Annotated in this window: 13 protein-coding genes; 6 read left to right on the plus strand and 7 right to left on the minus strand. The window is 55.4% G+C overall.

Annotated features, from left to right (window positions below):
- Positions 1-39 precede the first annotated feature (39 nt).
- Positions 40-438: a fosfomycin resistance glutathione transferase gene (fos, locus tag ACK13D_RS13075; protein ID WP_418796563.1), complete on the minus strand. Its 399-nt coding sequence runs from the start codon at positions 436-438 to the stop codon at positions 40-42.
- Between the two features lie 255 nt (positions 439-693).
- Between fos and ACK13D_RS13080 the strand changes: the two genes are divergently transcribed.
- The 3 genes from ACK13D_RS13080 (at position 694) to ACK13D_RS13090 (ending at position 4,180) form a co-directional block, all read left to right on the plus strand.
- Positions 694-1,323 (plus strand): Vat family streptogramin A O-acetyltransferase, encoded by a 630-nt coding sequence (locus ACK13D_RS13080; protein ID WP_182504297.1) that lies wholly within the window; start codon positions 694-696, stop codon positions 1,321-1,323.
- A gap of 140 nt (positions 1,324-1,463) precedes the next feature.
- Positions 1,464-1,961, plus strand: a complete 498-nt coding sequence (locus ACK13D_RS13085; protein ID WP_346553931.1) for an AAA family ATPase — start codon at positions 1,464-1,466, stop codon at positions 1,959-1,961.
- A gap of 578 nt (positions 1,962-2,539) precedes the next feature.
- On the plus strand, positions 2,540-4,180 hold the full coding sequence (locus ACK13D_RS13090; RefSeq protein WP_418796565.1) for a methyl-accepting chemotaxis protein: 1,641 nt from the start codon (positions 2,540-2,542) through the stop codon (positions 4,178-4,180).
- 184 nt (positions 4,181-4,364) lie between these two features.
- On the opposite strand, the gene ACK13D_RS13095 is transcribed toward ACK13D_RS13090, so the two are convergent.
- The gene (locus ACK13D_RS13095; protein WP_033758264.1) at positions 4,365-5,456 is read right to left on the minus strand and encodes a mechanosensitive ion channel family protein; all 1,092 of its coding nucleotides are present in this window, start codon (positions 5,454-5,456) and stop codon (positions 4,365-4,367) included.
- Positions 5,457-5,872: 416 nt separating this feature from the next.
- Between ACK13D_RS13095 and ACK13D_RS13100 the strand changes: the two genes are divergently transcribed.
- Positions 5,873-8,059, plus strand: a complete 2,187-nt coding sequence (locus ACK13D_RS13100; protein WP_418796566.1) for a putative bifunctional diguanylate cyclase/phosphodiesterase — start codon at positions 5,873-5,875, stop codon at positions 8,057-8,059.
- 107 nt (positions 8,060-8,166) lie between these two features.
- On the opposite strand, the gene biuH is transcribed toward ACK13D_RS13100, so the two are convergent.
- The 3 genes from biuH to ACK13D_RS13115 are packed head-to-tail and all read right to left on the minus strand — an operon-like array spanning position 8,167 to position 11,583.
- Positions 8,167-8,853 carry a biuret amidohydrolase gene (gene biuH / locus ACK13D_RS13105; RefSeq protein WP_033772104.1) on the minus strand — a complete coding sequence of 229 codons (687 nt, stop codon included), beginning with the start codon at positions 8,851-8,853 and terminating at the stop codon, positions 8,167-8,169.
- Positions 8,840-10,150, minus strand: a complete 1,311-nt coding sequence (locus tag ACK13D_RS13110; RefSeq protein ID WP_163640116.1) for a purine-cytosine permease family protein — start codon at positions 10,148-10,150, stop codon at positions 8,840-8,842. The genes biuH and ACK13D_RS13110 overlap by 14 nt, the downstream gene beginning before the upstream one ends.
- Complete coding sequence (locus ACK13D_RS13115) at positions 10,147-11,583, minus strand: amidase (RefSeq protein WP_418796568.1); 1,437 nt, start codon at positions 11,581-11,583, stop codon at positions 10,147-10,149. The genes ACK13D_RS13110 and ACK13D_RS13115 overlap by 4 nt, the downstream gene beginning before the upstream one ends.
- A gap of 367 nt (positions 11,584-11,950) precedes the next feature.
- Here ACK13D_RS13115 and ACK13D_RS13120 point away from each other — a divergent pair, with 367 nt between their 5' ends.
- A complete protein-coding gene (locus ACK13D_RS13120; protein WP_033772110.1) occupies positions 11,951-12,520 on the plus strand; it encodes a hypothetical protein in 570 nt (189 codons plus the stop codon).
- On the plus strand, positions 12,504-12,731 hold the full coding sequence (locus tag ACK13D_RS13125) for a hypothetical protein (RefSeq protein ID WP_029519618.1): 228 nt from the start codon (positions 12,504-12,506) through the stop codon (positions 12,729-12,731). Before ACK13D_RS13120 ends, ACK13D_RS13125 begins: the two co-directional genes overlap by 17 nt.
- A gap of 87 nt (positions 12,732-12,818) precedes the next feature.
- Here ACK13D_RS13125 and ACK13D_RS13130 read toward each other — a convergent pair whose 3' ends face one another.
- Both ACK13D_RS13130 and ACK13D_RS13135 read right to left on the minus strand, forming a co-directional pair.
- A complete protein-coding gene (locus ACK13D_RS13130; protein ID WP_157352489.1) occupies positions 12,819-13,661 on the minus strand; it encodes an oxidoreductase in 843 nt (280 codons plus the stop codon).
- A 98-nt stretch (positions 13,662-13,759) separates the two neighbouring features.
- Positions 13,760-15,541 (minus strand): thiamine pyrophosphate-requiring protein, encoded by a 1,782-nt coding sequence (locus ACK13D_RS13135; protein WP_033767679.1) that lies wholly within the window; start codon positions 15,539-15,541, stop codon positions 13,760-13,762.
- Positions 15,542-15,556 lie beyond the last annotated feature (15 nt).

Genomic DNA, 15,556 nt, shown 5'->3' on the forward strand with positions numbered 1-15,556 from the left:
TAAGCGATCATTTCCTCTGCCGGGCCGGGAGTCAATCAATCAGAAGAACGTCATTCCCTGATAAGGCTGAGCAAGGCAGGCTCTGATACGGCTCTCAAGATCGCCATCGTGGATTTCAAGCTTGTGGCCATCGGGGTCCAGAAAGTAGAAGGAGTTCCCCTCGCTTTTATTGCGCTTCCACTCTGTCACACCCGCCGCTCTCAATCGCTCAACGAACGCATCAAATTCGTCACCAGGAATAGTGAATGCATAGTGTGTGTAATCATTTCCAGCAGAGACGGTATTCACAGAGAGACAGAGCCAGAGTTCACCCAGCGAAAGATAAGCGCCGTGATCCCATGCCGCTTTGGGGGTGAATCCAAGGGTCTCCGTATAAAAATTCAGGCTACTGGCCAGGTTGCTAACTGCGAGGGTGAGGTGATTGAGTCCGGTCAGCATGTAAAACTCTTTATCAGAATGCAGAAGAATTTAATTTACAGGAATTAGATTTCTTTGCACACAAACAGAATTAACAACCGTTTATATATCTGCTGAATCTCTGCCGGGCCCATCCCGGAAAGAGGAAACAGGAGCCGGCAATACAGCCGGGGCCGGCGCGCGATGAGCAGATAATGAAGCCCGGGCTTGCACGAAAGGAACGACAGGCTTGATGGTGTACACTGGAATGAACTAACGTTGCGCTTAGGAGAGAGTATGTACGGACCGGATCCCGCTAATCCCCATCCAATGGAAGGCTTCCCACAGGTTTGTTTTATCAAAAATACGGTGAAAAACCCCAACATCATAATCGGGGATTTTACTTATTATGATGATCCTGAAGACTCAGAAAACTTCGAGCGCAATGTCCTTTATCACTTCCCCTTTATTGGTGACAAACTGATCATGGGTAAATTCTGCGCGATAGCCAGGGGCGTTCAGTTCATCATGAACGGGGCAAACCATAACATGGCAGGTTTCTCCACTTTTCCGTTTTACATTTTCGGAAATGGATGGGAAACAGCCCAGCCTCAGGCCGGCGATCTGCCCTATAAAGGCGATACGGTGATTGGTAATGATGTATGGGTGGGTTATCAGGCGCTGATTATGCCAGGCGTTAAAATCGGCAACGGCGCAATAATCTCGTCACGTTCTGTTGTGACGTCGGATGTCCCGGCCTATTCGATTGTGGGTGGCAACCCGGCCAGAGTGATCAGGCAGCGTTTTACCGATGAAACCATATCCCGACTAGAGAAGCTGGCCTGGTGGGACTGGCCGGTAGAAAAGATTACCCAAAACTTACCGGCAATTATCTCCGCAGACCTTAAAGCCTTGCCAGATGAATAGCCGGGCAGAAGTGGAATAAACACTGCCCGCTGCTGGCAAAGGGTGGCGGTCATCCGACACGGGTTCGCATAATTTCGCGCAGACTGATGTATCAATGTGTCTGCTTTACCACTGGAGCGCGGGTTAAAACAGGAGTCGTTATGCTCTACATCTTAAGTGGCCTTCCGGGTTGCGGCAAAAGCACTATCGCTAAAATGCTATCTGGAAAATTGAAAGCGGTGTATTTACGCGTAGATACGATCGAACAGGCTCTGCGTAATAGTTCAGCAACTTTCAGGGATATTGGCCCTGAAGGCTATTTCATCCTTTATGAGCTTGCGCGGGACAATCTCAGACTGGGATCACCTGTTGTCACTGACTCGGTGAATGATCTTAACCTGGTGCGCGATAGTTTTCGTGATATCGCACTATCATCAGGTGTTCCCTTTCTGGAGATAGAAATCCTCTGTTCTGATCCCGAACAGCATCGTGCCCGTGTAGAGAACAGAATCTCAGATATTCCTGGTTTAAAAGTGCCTGACTGGCAGGCCGTTGTGGATCGTGTTTATGAACCGTGGAGCAGAGAGCATCTGCAATTAGATACCGCGGAATTATCGCCTGCTGAGTGCGTTGATATCATCCTCCAGAAGAGCATTTAGCCCTGGCCGCGGTTAGCCCGCACCCTTAACGGCAATAAATGTTTTAACCTGAGGCTGCATGTTGCCCTACCCTCAGGGATTAAAACCGGTAAAACAGAAGTAGCCACGCTATTCCCTCAGCTTAAGCGGCAATATCAGCACGTTCTGGAGAGGATTAATGAGGTAACCAGGGTCAGGTACTCAATGAGAGAAAACGGACGTAATCCCTGAACAGTTGATCATGTCCCAAAGGCTTTTTCAAAACTGAAATAGAGTGGAGGTCGCAGAGAATTGAATCAAAAAGCATCCCGGCTGGCAAAATTCTGATGCCCTTTTGATGGTATCCCATCATTCCCTCTCAAATTAACATTGTAATTTTCCACTATTTTTTAAGTTATTCTGCATGTTCAAATCCTTAAAAAATAAATAAACCATCTGATTCAATATCATAATTTTAAAATGCCATTTTATTTTTACTGAAGTCTGCCTTCTTAAATTTGTGCACGATTTTTCCACTGCCTTTGGTTAATAACGGTGAGTAATCTCTGGCTGATCCAGGCCGATAATCGTAATACATCCTACCTGGAGGCTTTACAGCCATGCTGAAAAATACACGTCTCACCACGATCCTGACGTTATCCGGACTGTTCCTGTTTTTTGTCTTTCTTGCTTCTTCATTGCTGAGTGTGATTTATCTGAATCGCAGCGCGGAGTCTCTCAAAAATCTCAACCATGAAGTCTCTGCCACCCTTGGCGTCGCTGACACGACCAACTGGATACGTGCCGCTCGCACCACACTGCTGGCCGCTGTTCCTTATGCTGACGGCAGCAATCCAGAGGCGTTTAATGCCGCGCTGGCCCAGGCCAGATTTTACTATGATGGCGGCTTGCGCTTTATGCAGGCCTATCAGGCTGCACCAAAAATGGCCGGTGAAGCGGAACTGTCACGGGAGCTGGCCGCACGCTACAACGATTACACTCAGCAAGGCGTTGGTGCCCTTTTCACCGCGCTGCAGAAAAGGGATGTACCCGCTTTTCTGATGCTTGCTGGTACAAAAGTCGTGGCACTTGATGAGGCTTACCGCGTTCCGCTGGACAAGGTTATTGCCATACATAAACAGTCAGCCGTAAACATCACCCAACAGGCCGATACCGATACGCACATTGCTTATGTTGCTGCGGGTGTGTCGGTCATGCTCTTTATCCTGGCTTCAGTCATTGTGGCGGTGGTACTGAAAAATGTGCTGATCAAGCCCCTGCGTCGTGCTGGCGAAGTAACGGCAGCCATTGGTGCCGGCGATCTGATATCGGAGTTCCACAATCTCCGCAACGATGAAATGGGCAGGCTTCTGCAGGGGCTTGAAAATATGCAGTTTGGCCTGAAAACGATGGTCAGTGAAATCGTCAATGGCGTAAGCGAAGTGGCTCGCGTTACCACGCAGATAAGCGACGGCAACCACAGTCTTTCCAGCCGGACGGAGCAACAGGCGGCAGCGCTCGAAGAGACCGCGGCGAGCATGGAGGAGCTCTCGTCTACTGTTTCACTCAACGCCGGTAATGCCTCAGTCGCCAGCGACGCGGCATCTGCGGCTTCCGGAACCGCTTCGGAATGCGGCGCGGCAATGCGGGAAGTGGTGCGCACGATGGCAGACATCAAAACCAGCGCAATGGCCATCAGTGAAATTACCTCCGTAATAAACAGCATTGCCTTTCAGACAAACATTCTGGCACTGAACGCAGCGGTAGAAGCAGCACGTGCAGGCGACCAGGGTCGCGGTTTTGCGGTGGTTGCTAACGAAGTTCGCACGCTTGCACAACGCAGCACACAGTCTGCGCGGGAAATTGAAAAGCTGATTGCTGAATCCAATCTGAACGTCGGTCTGGGTGAGCAGAAAGTGGCTCAGGTTTCGCTGACAACAGAAAAAATTATCAGCGATGTGACCGGCGTGACCTCGCTGCTGGGAGAGATTGCGGCGGCGTCTTCTGAACAGAGTAAGGGAATAAATCAGATCGGCACGGCTGTAACCGAAATGGACAGTGTGACTCAACAGAACGCCACGCTGGTTCAGGCTTCTGCTGCTGCTACGGGTGTACTGGAGGAACAGGTTAAATCGTTAAGTGCGATTACCAGCCGGTTCAGGTTGCAGACTGGTGCGGTCGTGACAGACATACGCTCCCCGGCCATACCGTCTGTTCAGGTGAAAGAAAAAGTTTCAAGCGATCCGTGGGTGAGCTTTTAACTGAGTCAGGCTGATGTCTGCAGCTTCTTCTGCAGACATCGGGCCTACCAGAAGATGGCCAAAACAATTATGTCCGCTTCAGACACCATGCGGACAAACACACCATCGCCTGCCCTGAAAGAACAACGGAGCGACAGCCATCAGGATGCACACACCCTCTCAAACTGCCGCTCCCAGCTTGCCCCTATTCTGCCGTCCCTATTCCCACCTTCTCACGCCCGGTATCCGTCAGTGACGCTCTCACCTGCGGCAGGCTTTCCGGGTAATTCTGCTGAATAAACTCAATCATCTTTTCACGCACGTAACAGCGTAAATCAAAGGCGATCGGGGAGTTCTGCGCGGTCATCAGCATCCTGATGGTCATGGTTTTCTCGGTGGTGTCGGTCACCTGTAGCACAGAGGTTTCCTGATCCCAAAGCTTGGTTTCGCTCAGCACCTTTTCAAAATGCTTGCGCAGCGGCTCCAGCGGCATGGAGTAATCCACGTAAAGGAACACCGAGCCTAAGATCTGGGCGTTATTGCGCGTCCAGTTCTGAAACGGGTTTTCGGTAAAGTAGGTGATCGGCAACACCAGCCGACGCAAATCCCAGATGCGCACCACCACATAGGTCAGGTTGATCTCCTCAATCCAGCCCCACTCTTTTTCTACCACTACCGCATCATCAATTTTAATAGGCTGGGTAAAGGCAATCTGAATACCGGCGAACAGATTGACCAGCGACTTCTGCAGCGCAAAACCAATAATGATGCCGGCGACACCCGCACCGGCCAGAATGGTGGTGCCGAATTTCCGGACGCCAGGGAAGCTGAGCAGAATCAGCGAAACACAGAACAGAACCAGGATGACAATAACCACTTTTTTGACATAGATAATCTGCGTGCGAATTTTACGCGCACGAAGGTTATTGGAAATATTAATGTCATAGCGGATATAAAGCATATCCTGCGCCACATTGGTCAGCCGGATTAAGACCGAGCAAAATGACATAATAATAAAGACATTGATGATATTGGTGATTAAAGAGAGAGATTCCGGTTGGAAATCGATGTAATTAACGCCGACATTAATCATTAATAACGGAATAAAAAAGAACATCGAGCCGCTAAGATGCTTCTCAAGGGATTTAAACAGTTTTCTGTCACGAATCTGCCAGTAGCGGATGAACCGGAGCAGGATAAGGCGGGCCAGAAATCCCAGCACAAAAGAGAGCGAGACGAGTAATACAACAGGCACCCATGACGGGAAACCAGATAACTCACCGAATAACAATGGCATTATTTTCCCTTATAGTAAGCTGACAACCTCAGGCTGTCAGATAAGTGACAAACTCAGTAACCGTTGTCTTCACGGCTATCCGTTCGTAACACAATCAGCGCACATGAGTATGAACCATAGCGGCGAAGTTAACAGGAAATGCACGGTGATGCGTCCAGAGAGGCTGTCGCGCGCCAGCCTTATGGCTACTGATACAGAGGCCGAATGTTGGCCCTCATGTCACCGTCCAGCCAGCTAACCCCATTAAAATATCTGATACAACACGGCCACTTTTTCACTCTCCATTATTTAGGCTGCCCTGGCCATCCGGCAACAAAAACGTTGCCAGAATCACTAAGCGTAACGCTTTGCGTGGACGTTTTTGTGCAATCTGCTAATTTTTAAGCTGTTCCCCTGCTGCTGAGAAAAACAACAATATGATTAACACCCTTAAACTTTCCTCTGATTTTCGTCGCAGTTTCCTGCGTGAAGTCCTGGTGCCGCTGGTCGCTATCTTATTGCTGACGTTTGTAGGTGCAGGCGCTGCGCTCTTTGTTGGTACCTCACTCACCAATACGGAGGCCCGCCATCAGCAGCAACGGATGATTGAAGCCTCTTTTTCACAGAGTCTGAATGAGCATCTGCGCCAGCTGCATAGCCTGTCGCGCTGGGGACCCTTTGAGCAGCATCTGGCAGAGGGCAACAGCAGCAGGTGGCTGGATGAGAACATTGGGCTGTGGCTGTATGAGATGTTCGGCCATCAGCTGATTCTGGTGCTGGACCAGCAAAATCAGATCGTCAGAGTCTGGCGCGAAGGCCAGCCGGTCTCTGCCCCTGAAGATGACCCGCTGATTGGTGAGGTGCTGCAAAGCCCGCTGGTCAACGATCCGGCGCGCCACGATAACGCGGATTATGCCCGTGTGACAAACCGTGCCGCCGCGCTGGCAGTGGGTAACATCCAGCGGGATGATAATGCCCTGCCGCGTTTCCGGCTGGTGAGCCTGAAATTTCTTGATGACGGCTATCTGGCGGGTCTGGCGGAACGCAATCAGCTGCAGGGACTGCACTTCTCCGACGGCACGCCACAGCCGGGAACCGGCGCGCGCTATCTGCTGATCGCCCAGGCGGGTGAAGCGGTTGGCTATCTGAACTGGATCCCCTCCCGTCCCGGTGCGCAGATGCTGCGCACCATCGGGCCATCTACCGGGCTGGCGGTACTGGCGATATCCCTGCTCTGCCTTTATATGGTGCGGCGACTCTGGAACTCCTCGGTGAACCTCTCGCAATCCATGCTCAGGCTCGGCGCGTCGGAGGCTCAGGCACAGCATCTGGCGTTTCATGATGTGCTGACCGGCCTGCCGAACCGCGCACTGGTCGAAGACCGCTTAACCCAGGCGCTGGCTCTGGCGACGCGCCACGATCAGCGGGTGGCGCTGCTGCTCATCGACCTCGACCGCTTTAAAACCATCAACGACACTCACGGTCATCATGCCGGAGATGAACTGATCATCGCGGTCGCACAGCGCCTGAGCCGTATCGTGCGGGCCAGCGATACGGTAGGACGCATCGGCGGTGATGAATTTATCGTGGTGATGCCAGATGTCGATAATATCGGCCAGGTGCATAGCCTGGCGCAGCGCATTATGGATGAACTGAGTGAGCCTTTTACGCTGTTTGGCAGCGATGTCTGGAGTGGCGCCAGTATTGGACTGGCGCTGGCACCCAAAGATGGGGTTGATCGGCTGGAACTGATGCGCAAAGCGGATATTGCGCTGTATGAGGCCAAAAGCGGCGGGCGCGGCACGTATCGTCAGTTTGAACGGGCGATGGATGAGTCGGTGCGGACCCGACAGACCATCGCTGCCGACCTGCGTACGGCGCTGCATACCCATCAGGGGCTGGAGGTGTGGTATCAGCCGCTGATGGATATTGGCGGTCAGCAGATGGTGGGCATCGAAGCGCTGCTGCGCTGGCACCATCCAGCCCGCGGCCTGATTGCGCCCGGTGAATTTATCGCGATTGCCGAAGAGACCGGCCTGATTATTCCGCTGGGCGAATGGGTGCTGGCTGAAGCCTGCGTCACTCAGCAACGTTTTCCCGAGCTGCTGGTGGCGGTCAACGTCTCGCCGGTGCAGTTCCGCTCTACCGGCTTTGTTGAGCGGGTGATGGCGATTGTCAGCCAGAACGGCGGCGATCCGAAGCGCCTGGAACTGGAGATCACCGAAGGGGTGTTAATCGAAGATGAACGTGAAGCACGCGCCATTATTGTGGAGCTGCGTGACGCGGGCTTCCGGATTGCGCTGGATGACTTTGGCACCGGTTACTCCAGCCTGAACTATCTCAGCAACTTTCCGGTGGATAAAATCAAAATCGATCGCTCATTCACCCAGTCGCTGGGCGTGGCGGAAAATTCAGTGGCGATTGTTGAATCGGTGGTGAAACTGGGTCATGCCATGGGTCTGATGGTGACAGCAGAAGGCGTCGAGACGCCAGGACAGATGTCTGCGCTGGCAGATGCAGGCTGTAATCAGTTGCAGGGCTATCTGTTCAGTCAGGCAGTGCCCGCCGATCAGCTCGCGGCGCTGATGAAAACGATTGCGCCAGACAATGCGCAGCATGAGTGATACTGATGTGGAAAGCCTGAGCGCAGCTCTGTGCTCAGGCTTTCCGGCTGCGTGATGCATCTGAGATCAGAAGATCAACATCACCCTTCACCCGTTGTTGCGGGAAATTAAACCCCCAGGCTATCCAGCAGCGCGGCAGAATGGGCGACCGCGCCAAAGATGCCGCCCTGCATATGGATCATGCTCAGCGCCGCCTCATGATGATGCTGCTCGGTCGCAGCACAGCAATCAGACAGCACCAGGCACTCAAAGCCGCGATCGTTGGCTTCGCGCAGCGTGGTGTGGACGCAGACGTCGGTGGTAATGCCGGTGAGGATCAGATTACGGATGCCGCGACTGCGCAATATCAGCTCCAGATCGGTGGCATAAAACGATCCCTTACCCGGCTTATCAATCACCACCTCACCCGGCAGCGGTGCCAGCTCCGGGATAATCTCCCAGCCCGGTTCACCGCGCACCAGAATACGGCCGCACGGTCCCTCATCCCCGATCCCGGCGTTCATCCGTCGCGAGCGCCAGCGTTTGTTGGCGGGCAAATCACTGAGATCGGGCCGGTGCCCTTCGCGGGTATGAATAACCGGAAACTGCCGGGCACGCATCGCCGCCAGCACCTGCTGCAACGGTGCGATGGGCGCGCGGGTCAGACTCACGTCATAGCCCATGCTGTCGACATAGCCGCCCACGCCGCAGAAGTCGGTCTGCATATCAATCACGATCAGCGCGGTGTCAGCCGGTGTAAAAGTGCCGTCAAACGGCCAGGCGTAGGGGGTTGAATTAACGCTATAGTCGGACATTGCTGTTCTCCATTACCGGGCGCGGCATGCGCATTTTGCTGATCACGCTGTAGCTGATGGCGGCGGTCACCAGACCAATAACCGCTTCACCAAATTGAGGGAAAGCGACGTGGGCGATCACCGCACACAGGCTGCCAATCGCCCAGGCGGCAAACGCAGTACCACGAAAACGCTGCGCCGGACGCTGTTCGCTGATGCGCGCCATAAAAATTAAATCCACGATCATCACCGCACCAAACGGCGGCACCACAATGCCGAGCAGGCTGAGCCACTCCAGGAAGTAAGACCAGACGCCCGCCAGCGCCAGCACGCCGCCAATGGCACCCAGGATCAGCGTCCAGAGCCGCATTTTACTGCTGAACAGATGACTGAAGCCCACCGCCCCGTTATAGAGGCAGTGTGTGCAGACCGATCCGAGATTGATAAAGACAAACAGGCAGGCCACTACCGACAAAAAGGCGCTGTGCCCCATCAGCATCGGCAGGAAGTTACCGCCATTGGTCAGCGGATCAACCGCGGCGCCCACGGCCACAATCACTACACCAAACAGATAGGAGATAACATTGGCGACCGGGAAGGCAGAGAACGCGGCGATCACCGCCGAACGGCCATTCTTCGACCAGCGGGTAAAGTCAGCGGTCATGGTGCCGGAGTCAGCAAAACCGGCCACCACCATGGTGACGGCGGTGCCCATACTCATTGCACCGGCTACGCTGGCGCTGCCCTTCCACTGCGTCACCACGGAGAAGTCGTGCTGTTTGCTAATCAGCCACAGCGCCACCATTCCCAGCACCACAAACAGCGGCGCGGCGATCATCCCCAGCACCGACAGCGCCCGCACGCCCAGGAACGTGATGCCGGTATAGAGGATCATGGCAAAGGCCGTCACCGCCAGCGCATTCCAGCCAAAGGTCTGATTAATGACCGTGCCGGTAAGGCCGGTCTGGAAGGCATACCAGCCGATCACCACCGTCGAGAGAAAACCCGAGACCAGGATGTAGCCTTTGCTGCCAAAAGTGCGTCTGGCCTGCAGGGCGAAATTCATTCCGCTGTTACCGGCGTACCAGCTCAGCGCGCCGACATAGGCGAACAGCACCAGGTTTCCCAGCAGAATGGCGATCAGCGCAGGCCAGAACCCCAGATGCCAGGTGATGATGCCGCCAAACAGCGCATTGGTGAGGATCATCGGAAATCCAAACCAGACGGCCGAGACGGAGCGGGTAGAATGACGGTGCGACAGCGGTACCGGCTCATGTTCAAACTCCTGCTCCAGCGCAGGCGTAGTAGACGTTTTCATTGGGCGATTCCGGGTTGAAGGTGATTCCACGGCTGAATGCGCTCGAAAGCGGCACTGGCAGCCAGCACTAAGGCATCATCAAGATGACGTCCGACAATCTGCAGACCGACGGGCAAGCCGCTGGCAGTAAAACCGGCGGGAACGGACGCGGCGGGCTGACCGGTGAAGTTGAACGGATAGCAGAACGAGAGCCAGTGATCGCTGCGGACCATGCGGCCATCAATGATCTCCGGTCCCTGCATCCCCAGCGGAAACGGCGGCACCGCCAGCGTCGGGGTAATCAGCAGGTCAAAGCGCTGCATAAAGCGCCACAGGCTGTTGCTGACCGCTTTGCGGGTGGTGATGGCATCGGTGAAGTTTTCCGCCCGCCAGTCGCGCTGCAGCATGGCGACCAGGTGCGGCGACATCTCGCTGCCCTGCTTCGCCATCATCCGGCGCATGCCGGTGAGATCGCTCTCCATCGCCACCAGCGCGCCAAAGGCCGCCGACGGATCAGGGAAGCCCGGATCGGCCAGTTCCAGTTCAGCACCGATTTCAGCGGCAAAACGCTGCACCGCCGCGCTGACCACTGCCCGCACTTCCGGGTAAACGGCCACATAGCCAAAATCCGCGCTGAAGGCGATGCGCAGTTTGCCTGGCAGATGGTGTGGCGCACCCAGCCAGTCGACATCGCTGCAGGGAATCGAGTGGCGATCGCGCATATCTGGTCCGGCCATCAGTGACATCATCAGCGCGGCATCGCGCACGCTGCGCGTCATCGGACCGATGTGCTCCAGTGACTCCCAGCTCGACACGCCGGGGTAGCGCTCATCACGACAGCCGGGCCAGAGCGGCACCCGGCCCATCGACGCCTTGAAGCCGAAAATACCGCAGTGCGCCGCCGGAATGCGTACCGACCCGCCGCCGTCGCTGCCCAGAGCAATCGGGCAAAGCCGCGCCGCCACCGCCGCACCCGAACCGGCGCTGGACCCTCCTGGCGTCATGCTCAAATCCCAGGGATTCCGTGGCGACGGAAACAGCGGATTGTGCCCGACCCCGCTGTAACCAAACTCCGGTGCGGTGGTTTTGCCAAGCAGAATGGCGTCGGCGGCCAGCAACCGTTCCACCGTGATGTCATCATCTTCCGGCACGAAATCTTTGTACGCCGCCGAACCGGAGGTGGTTCTGACGTTTGCGGTGCAGATTAAATCTTTCACCGCCAGCGGTACGCCTGCCAGCGCGCCCAGTGTTTCACCGCGTGCCCGTCGGGCATCCACGGCTCTGGCCTGTGCCATTGCCAGTTCAGGCGTCGGGGTACAAAAAGCCTGTATCGCCGGTTCCCGCTGTTCCATCCGTGCCAGCGCCGCCCCGGTCAGCTCATAAGCCGACACGTCCCCGCTGCGAATCAGAGCGGCCATCGTGGTGGCATCTTCGTCTAATAAGGAGTCAAACATGGGTTACCTCGCCAAAAGTGTACCTGTCAGCTAGTGCATGAAGCGTGCCAGTTAGCGGTGAATCATCCGGTCTGAAACGGGGATGCCAGATGGAATACGGGCTGGGATACAAGATCGAATTCTTATGATGCCAGGTGAAGGCGGCTGTTTATTTTTCCAGCACGATGATGGCGCAGGGCTGCGCGATAAGGGGGCGTAATAGCTGAATGGTTTGCGGGCTGGTTTACAAAACGATGTCGGTTATCAGCAACAGCGGCCGATATGCTGGAATGAATAACCACATTTTTACCATGGATGTTTGACCGGTCTGAGCAGGCACTAAAAAATCACGGCTTAAAGATTCACATGCAGCCTGCAGGGATGATAAGTGCGCATTGAAGAAGATATTTATCTCGAAAACTACGAAATCAGACGTAAAAGATTCATTTATGATCGTCAGGTTTATCACAGCTACGTGTTTGTTGTCGGTAATGAGACTTACACCGTCATCGTTGGCGACCGGATAGATGAACAGACCTTTAACCGCATCGGATACCGGATGCCACCCGGTATCGCCTTTCCGGTTAACGGGCTGGCTGAAGTCTGTTTTGACGTGTTCGATGGTCTGGAATGCCTGGGCGATTTCCGCCATATCAGCTTTGCAGGATTAGGCAGTGCTGTCGTTTTCAAAAGCGTACTCCTGGCGTTAATGGCACACCATGAAAGCTTCTTTATAGGCGGTTTTGTTTTCCAGGCTGCATCAGGAGAGATCGTTGACCGCAATCGCCCGACCCCCCTTGAGGAGATCTACGATGCTTTGCTTGGGTTAAAAAATGAACTACGCTACAATCGCCGGACAGGGTTGCCAAAGAAAGCGCCGCAACCTTTAATCCCGGACTGTTTCCGGGCTTATAAAGTAGTGACTACAGGGAGAGCTTGCTATGTCGTTTTACAATAAACACGATGAAACAACCCCTTTGGCTCCGGTCGAAACCAGGTATAAGGAGTTAAGGGCACTATTGATTGCTGAATGGCTGGCCAGACCCGATCTGCCCGCCATTAAAGCCCAGTTAGCTCAGAGGAAAAAACGCTCGTCGTCTGCCCTGTTACGCCGCAAGTTGAAAGAGCTGAATGCGCGCGAAATGCAGAAAGCTAAGATCAGCGCTTAACGCTTAAAGGCCCGATAGCGGGCCTTTCGTTTTTTTATCAGCTTCTGGCTCACTCGCAGACGGCTTTCCGCCACCCGCAACTCACCTCTACTCCGGAAAATCCGTCTCCACCGACGTCTGTTTCCACGCTTCGATCTCAGCCAGCCGCTCTTTGAGCTTGCTGGTTACGGCATCATGGCCCCAGGCGCCCATTACCAGATGGCGTGGCGGGTTATCATGCTCAGTGATGGCAATCATCGCCGTGGCGGCCCGCGCCGGATCGCCCTTCTGCGTGCCGCTGTATTCGGCGGTGGCTTTCATCCGTGCGGCTGCAGTCTCTGCATAGTCTGGCAGCGTGCTCGGTGTCTGATGCAGGGAGCGTCCCGCCCAGTCGGTGCGGAACGGACCTGGCTCAACACAGGTGACGCGAATGCCCAGCGGTCCCGCTTCCAGCGCCAGCGAATCTGACCAACCTTCCACCGCATGTTTGCTGGCAGAGTAGTAGCCTGAGCTGGCAAAACCAATTAAGCCTGCCACCGAGGTAATGTTGATGACGTGGCCGCTGCGCGCCTTTCTCATCGCGGGCAGCACGGCGCGGGTCAGGGCAAACAGGCCAAAGACGTTGGCATCAAACTGCGCGCGGATTTCGCTTTCCACACCCTCTTCCACCGAGCTCTGATAGCCGTAACCGGCGTTGTTTACCAGCACATCAATGGTGCCGAACCTGTCCAGTGCCGCTTTGACGGCCTGGTCGATGCTCGCCTGGTGGGTCACATCCAGCGCTACTGCCAGCGCGTTGTCGTGTCCCTCAACCAGATCGGCAATGGAAGAGGTATCACGTGCTGTCACGACGACCTTAAAACCACGCGCGATGGTCTGCTGCGCCAGTTCACGACCAAATCCGGTCGAACATCCCGATATTAACCAGACAGGGCTGGAGTGAGCAGTCATGGTAAGACTCCCGTTGATGATGATGAAGTGACTGGAGACCCGGACGCGAGTGCATCCGGGATTTAAGGTTAGCGAGGCGCGACCGCCTCACTTAGCCCTTAATGCTTTTTATTGAACAGCTGGCTGGCGGTGTCGCTGATGATCTGTGCCGCACCGCGATCGCCTTTCACCATCGACGCCATAAAAGCTTTCGCCTGTTTAAAGGTGATGTGCGGCGGTAACGGAGCAACTTCCGGATCGGTTTTCACCTCCAGCAATACCGGGCGATCGGCGCTGAGCGCACGCTGCCAGGCCGCCGCCAGATCGTCAGGATTATCGACAAAAATACCGACCATCCCCAGCGACTGCGCAAACTCGGCATACTTCACGTCCGGCAGTTGCTGCGAGGCGTCAAAGCGGGGATTGCCCTCCATGACCCGCTGCTCCCAGGTAACCTGATTGAGATCCTGGTTGTTGAACACGCAGACGATCAGGCGCGGATCGGCCCACTGCTGCCAGTATTTCTGAATCGTGATCAGCTCCGCCATATTGTTCATCTGCATCGCACCGTCACCCACCAGCGCCACTACCGGTTTATCGGGATGGGCAAATTTTGCGGCAATCGCATAAGGCACCGCTGCGCCCATACAGGCCAGACCGCCGGAGAGCGAGGCGCGCTGACCCTGCTTAACCCGATAGTCGCGGGCGAACCAGTTGGCACAGGAACCGGAGTCCGAGGTGACAATGGCGTTATCCGGCAGTTGTGGCGACATCTCCCACACCACCCGCTGCGGGTTGACCGGATTAGCCGGTGCCATGGCGCGCTCTTCCATCAGCGTCCACCAGTCGCGCACCTGAAGCGCAATATCTTCCTGCCAGCTGCGATCCTCTTTGTGCTCCAGCAGCGGCAGCAGGGCGCGCAGGGTTTCAGCCGCATCGCCATGCAGGTTCACTTCGCTGGGATAGCGCAGGCCGAGCATGGCGGGATCGATGTCGATCTGCACCGCACGCGCCTTGCCCTCTTCCGGCAGGAATTCTGTCCACGGGAAGCCGCTGCCGATCATCAGCAGGGTGTCGCAGTTCTGCATTAAATCGGATGAGGGCTTCGTGCCCAGCAGGCCAATCGAACCGGTCACAAACGGCGCATCGTCCGGCAGCACATCTTTGCCCAGCAGCGCTTTTGCCACGCCCGCACCCAGCACATTGGCGACCTGTACCACCTCGACGGCGGCGTTACGTGCGCCTGCGCCAATCAGAATCGCCACTTTTTTGCCGGCGTTAAGCACTTCAGCGGCGCGTTGCAGATCCGCTTCATAAGGGATCACTTTAGGACGCTGATAGCCGCTGCCGGAATGGGTAAAACCGTGCAGATGCTGCGGCGGCTGCCACTCTTCATCCTGAATATCTTTAGGGATGATGATCACCGCCACGCCGTTTTGCGCTTTGGCGATGCGCACGCCCCGGTCGAGCAGATGGCGCACCTGGGTCGAAGTCGAGGCTTCCTGAACGAAGTTGGCAACGTCCGAGAAGATGCGATCCAGGTTCATCTCCTGCTGATAACTGGAGCCGCGCGCGGTCGCTTCCGCCTGTCCGGCAATCGCCAGCACCGGGGCATGATCCATTTTGGCGTCATAGAGTCCGGTCAGCAGATGGGTCGCGCCCGGCCCGCCGGTAGAGAGGCAGACGCCCAGCTCACCGGTGAATTTGGCGTGTCCGGCCGCCATAAAGGCCGCCATCTCTTCGTGACGTACCTGAATAAATTCGATGCCGTCGCCTTTGGCGTTAGCACGCTGAATGGCGCCCAGCACCCCGTTGATGCCATCTCCCGGATAGCCATAGATGCGTGTGACGCCCCACTCTTTCAGGCGCTGGACAAAAAAATCACTGGTTTTCATGCTCATCGTCGCGTTTCCCCT

Origin of the sequence: Pantoea sp. K16 (genome assembly GCF_048452805.1) — a bacterium.
GTDB lineage: Bacteria > Pseudomonadota > Gammaproteobacteria > Enterobacterales > Enterobacteriaceae > Pantoea > Pantoea agglomerans.

Excerpts from the sequence above, each read along its gene's own strand:
- fos (WP_418796563.1), bottom strand. The coding sequence starts at position 438 with ATGCTGACCGGACTCAATCACCTCACCCTCGCAGTTAGCAACCTGGCC.
- ACK13D_RS13080 (WP_182504297.1), top strand. The coding sequence starts at position 694 with ATGTACGGACCGGATCCCGCTAATCCCCATCCAATGGAAGGCTTCCCA.
- ACK13D_RS13085 (WP_346553931.1), top strand. The coding sequence starts at position 1,464 with ATGCTCTACATCTTAAGTGGCCTTCCGGGTTGCGGCAAAAGCACTATC.
- ACK13D_RS13090 (WP_418796565.1), top strand. The coding sequence starts at position 2,540 with ATGCTGAAAAATACACGTCTCACCACGATCCTGACGTTATCCGGACTG.
- ACK13D_RS13095 (WP_033758264.1), bottom strand. The coding sequence starts at position 5,456 with ATGCCATTGTTATTCGGTGAGTTATCTGGTTTCCCGTCATGGGTGCCT.
- ACK13D_RS13100 (WP_418796566.1), top strand. The coding sequence starts at position 5,873 with ATGATTAACACCCTTAAACTTTCCTCTGATTTTCGTCGCAGTTTCCTG.
- biuH (WP_033772104.1), bottom strand. The coding sequence starts at position 8,853 with ATGTCCGACTATAGCGTTAATTCAACCCCCTACGCCTGGCCGTTTGAC.
- ACK13D_RS13110 (WP_163640116.1), bottom strand. The coding sequence starts at position 10,150 with ATGAAAACGTCTACTACGCCTGCGCTGGAGCAGGAGTTTGAACATGAG.
- ACK13D_RS13115 (WP_418796568.1), bottom strand. The coding sequence starts at position 11,583 with ATGTTTGACTCCTTATTAGACGAAGATGCCACCACGATGGCCGCTCTG.
- ACK13D_RS13125 (WP_029519618.1), top strand. The coding sequence starts at position 12,504 with ATGTCGTTTTACAATAAACACGATGAAACAACCCCTTTGGCTCCGGTC.
- ACK13D_RS13130 (WP_157352489.1), bottom strand. The coding sequence starts at position 13,661 with ATGACTGCTCACTCCAGCCCTGTCTGGTTAATATCGGGATGTTCGACC.
- ACK13D_RS13135 (WP_033767679.1), bottom strand. The coding sequence starts at position 15,541 with ATGAGCATGAAAACCAGTGATTTTTTTGTCCAGCGCCTGAAAGAGTGG.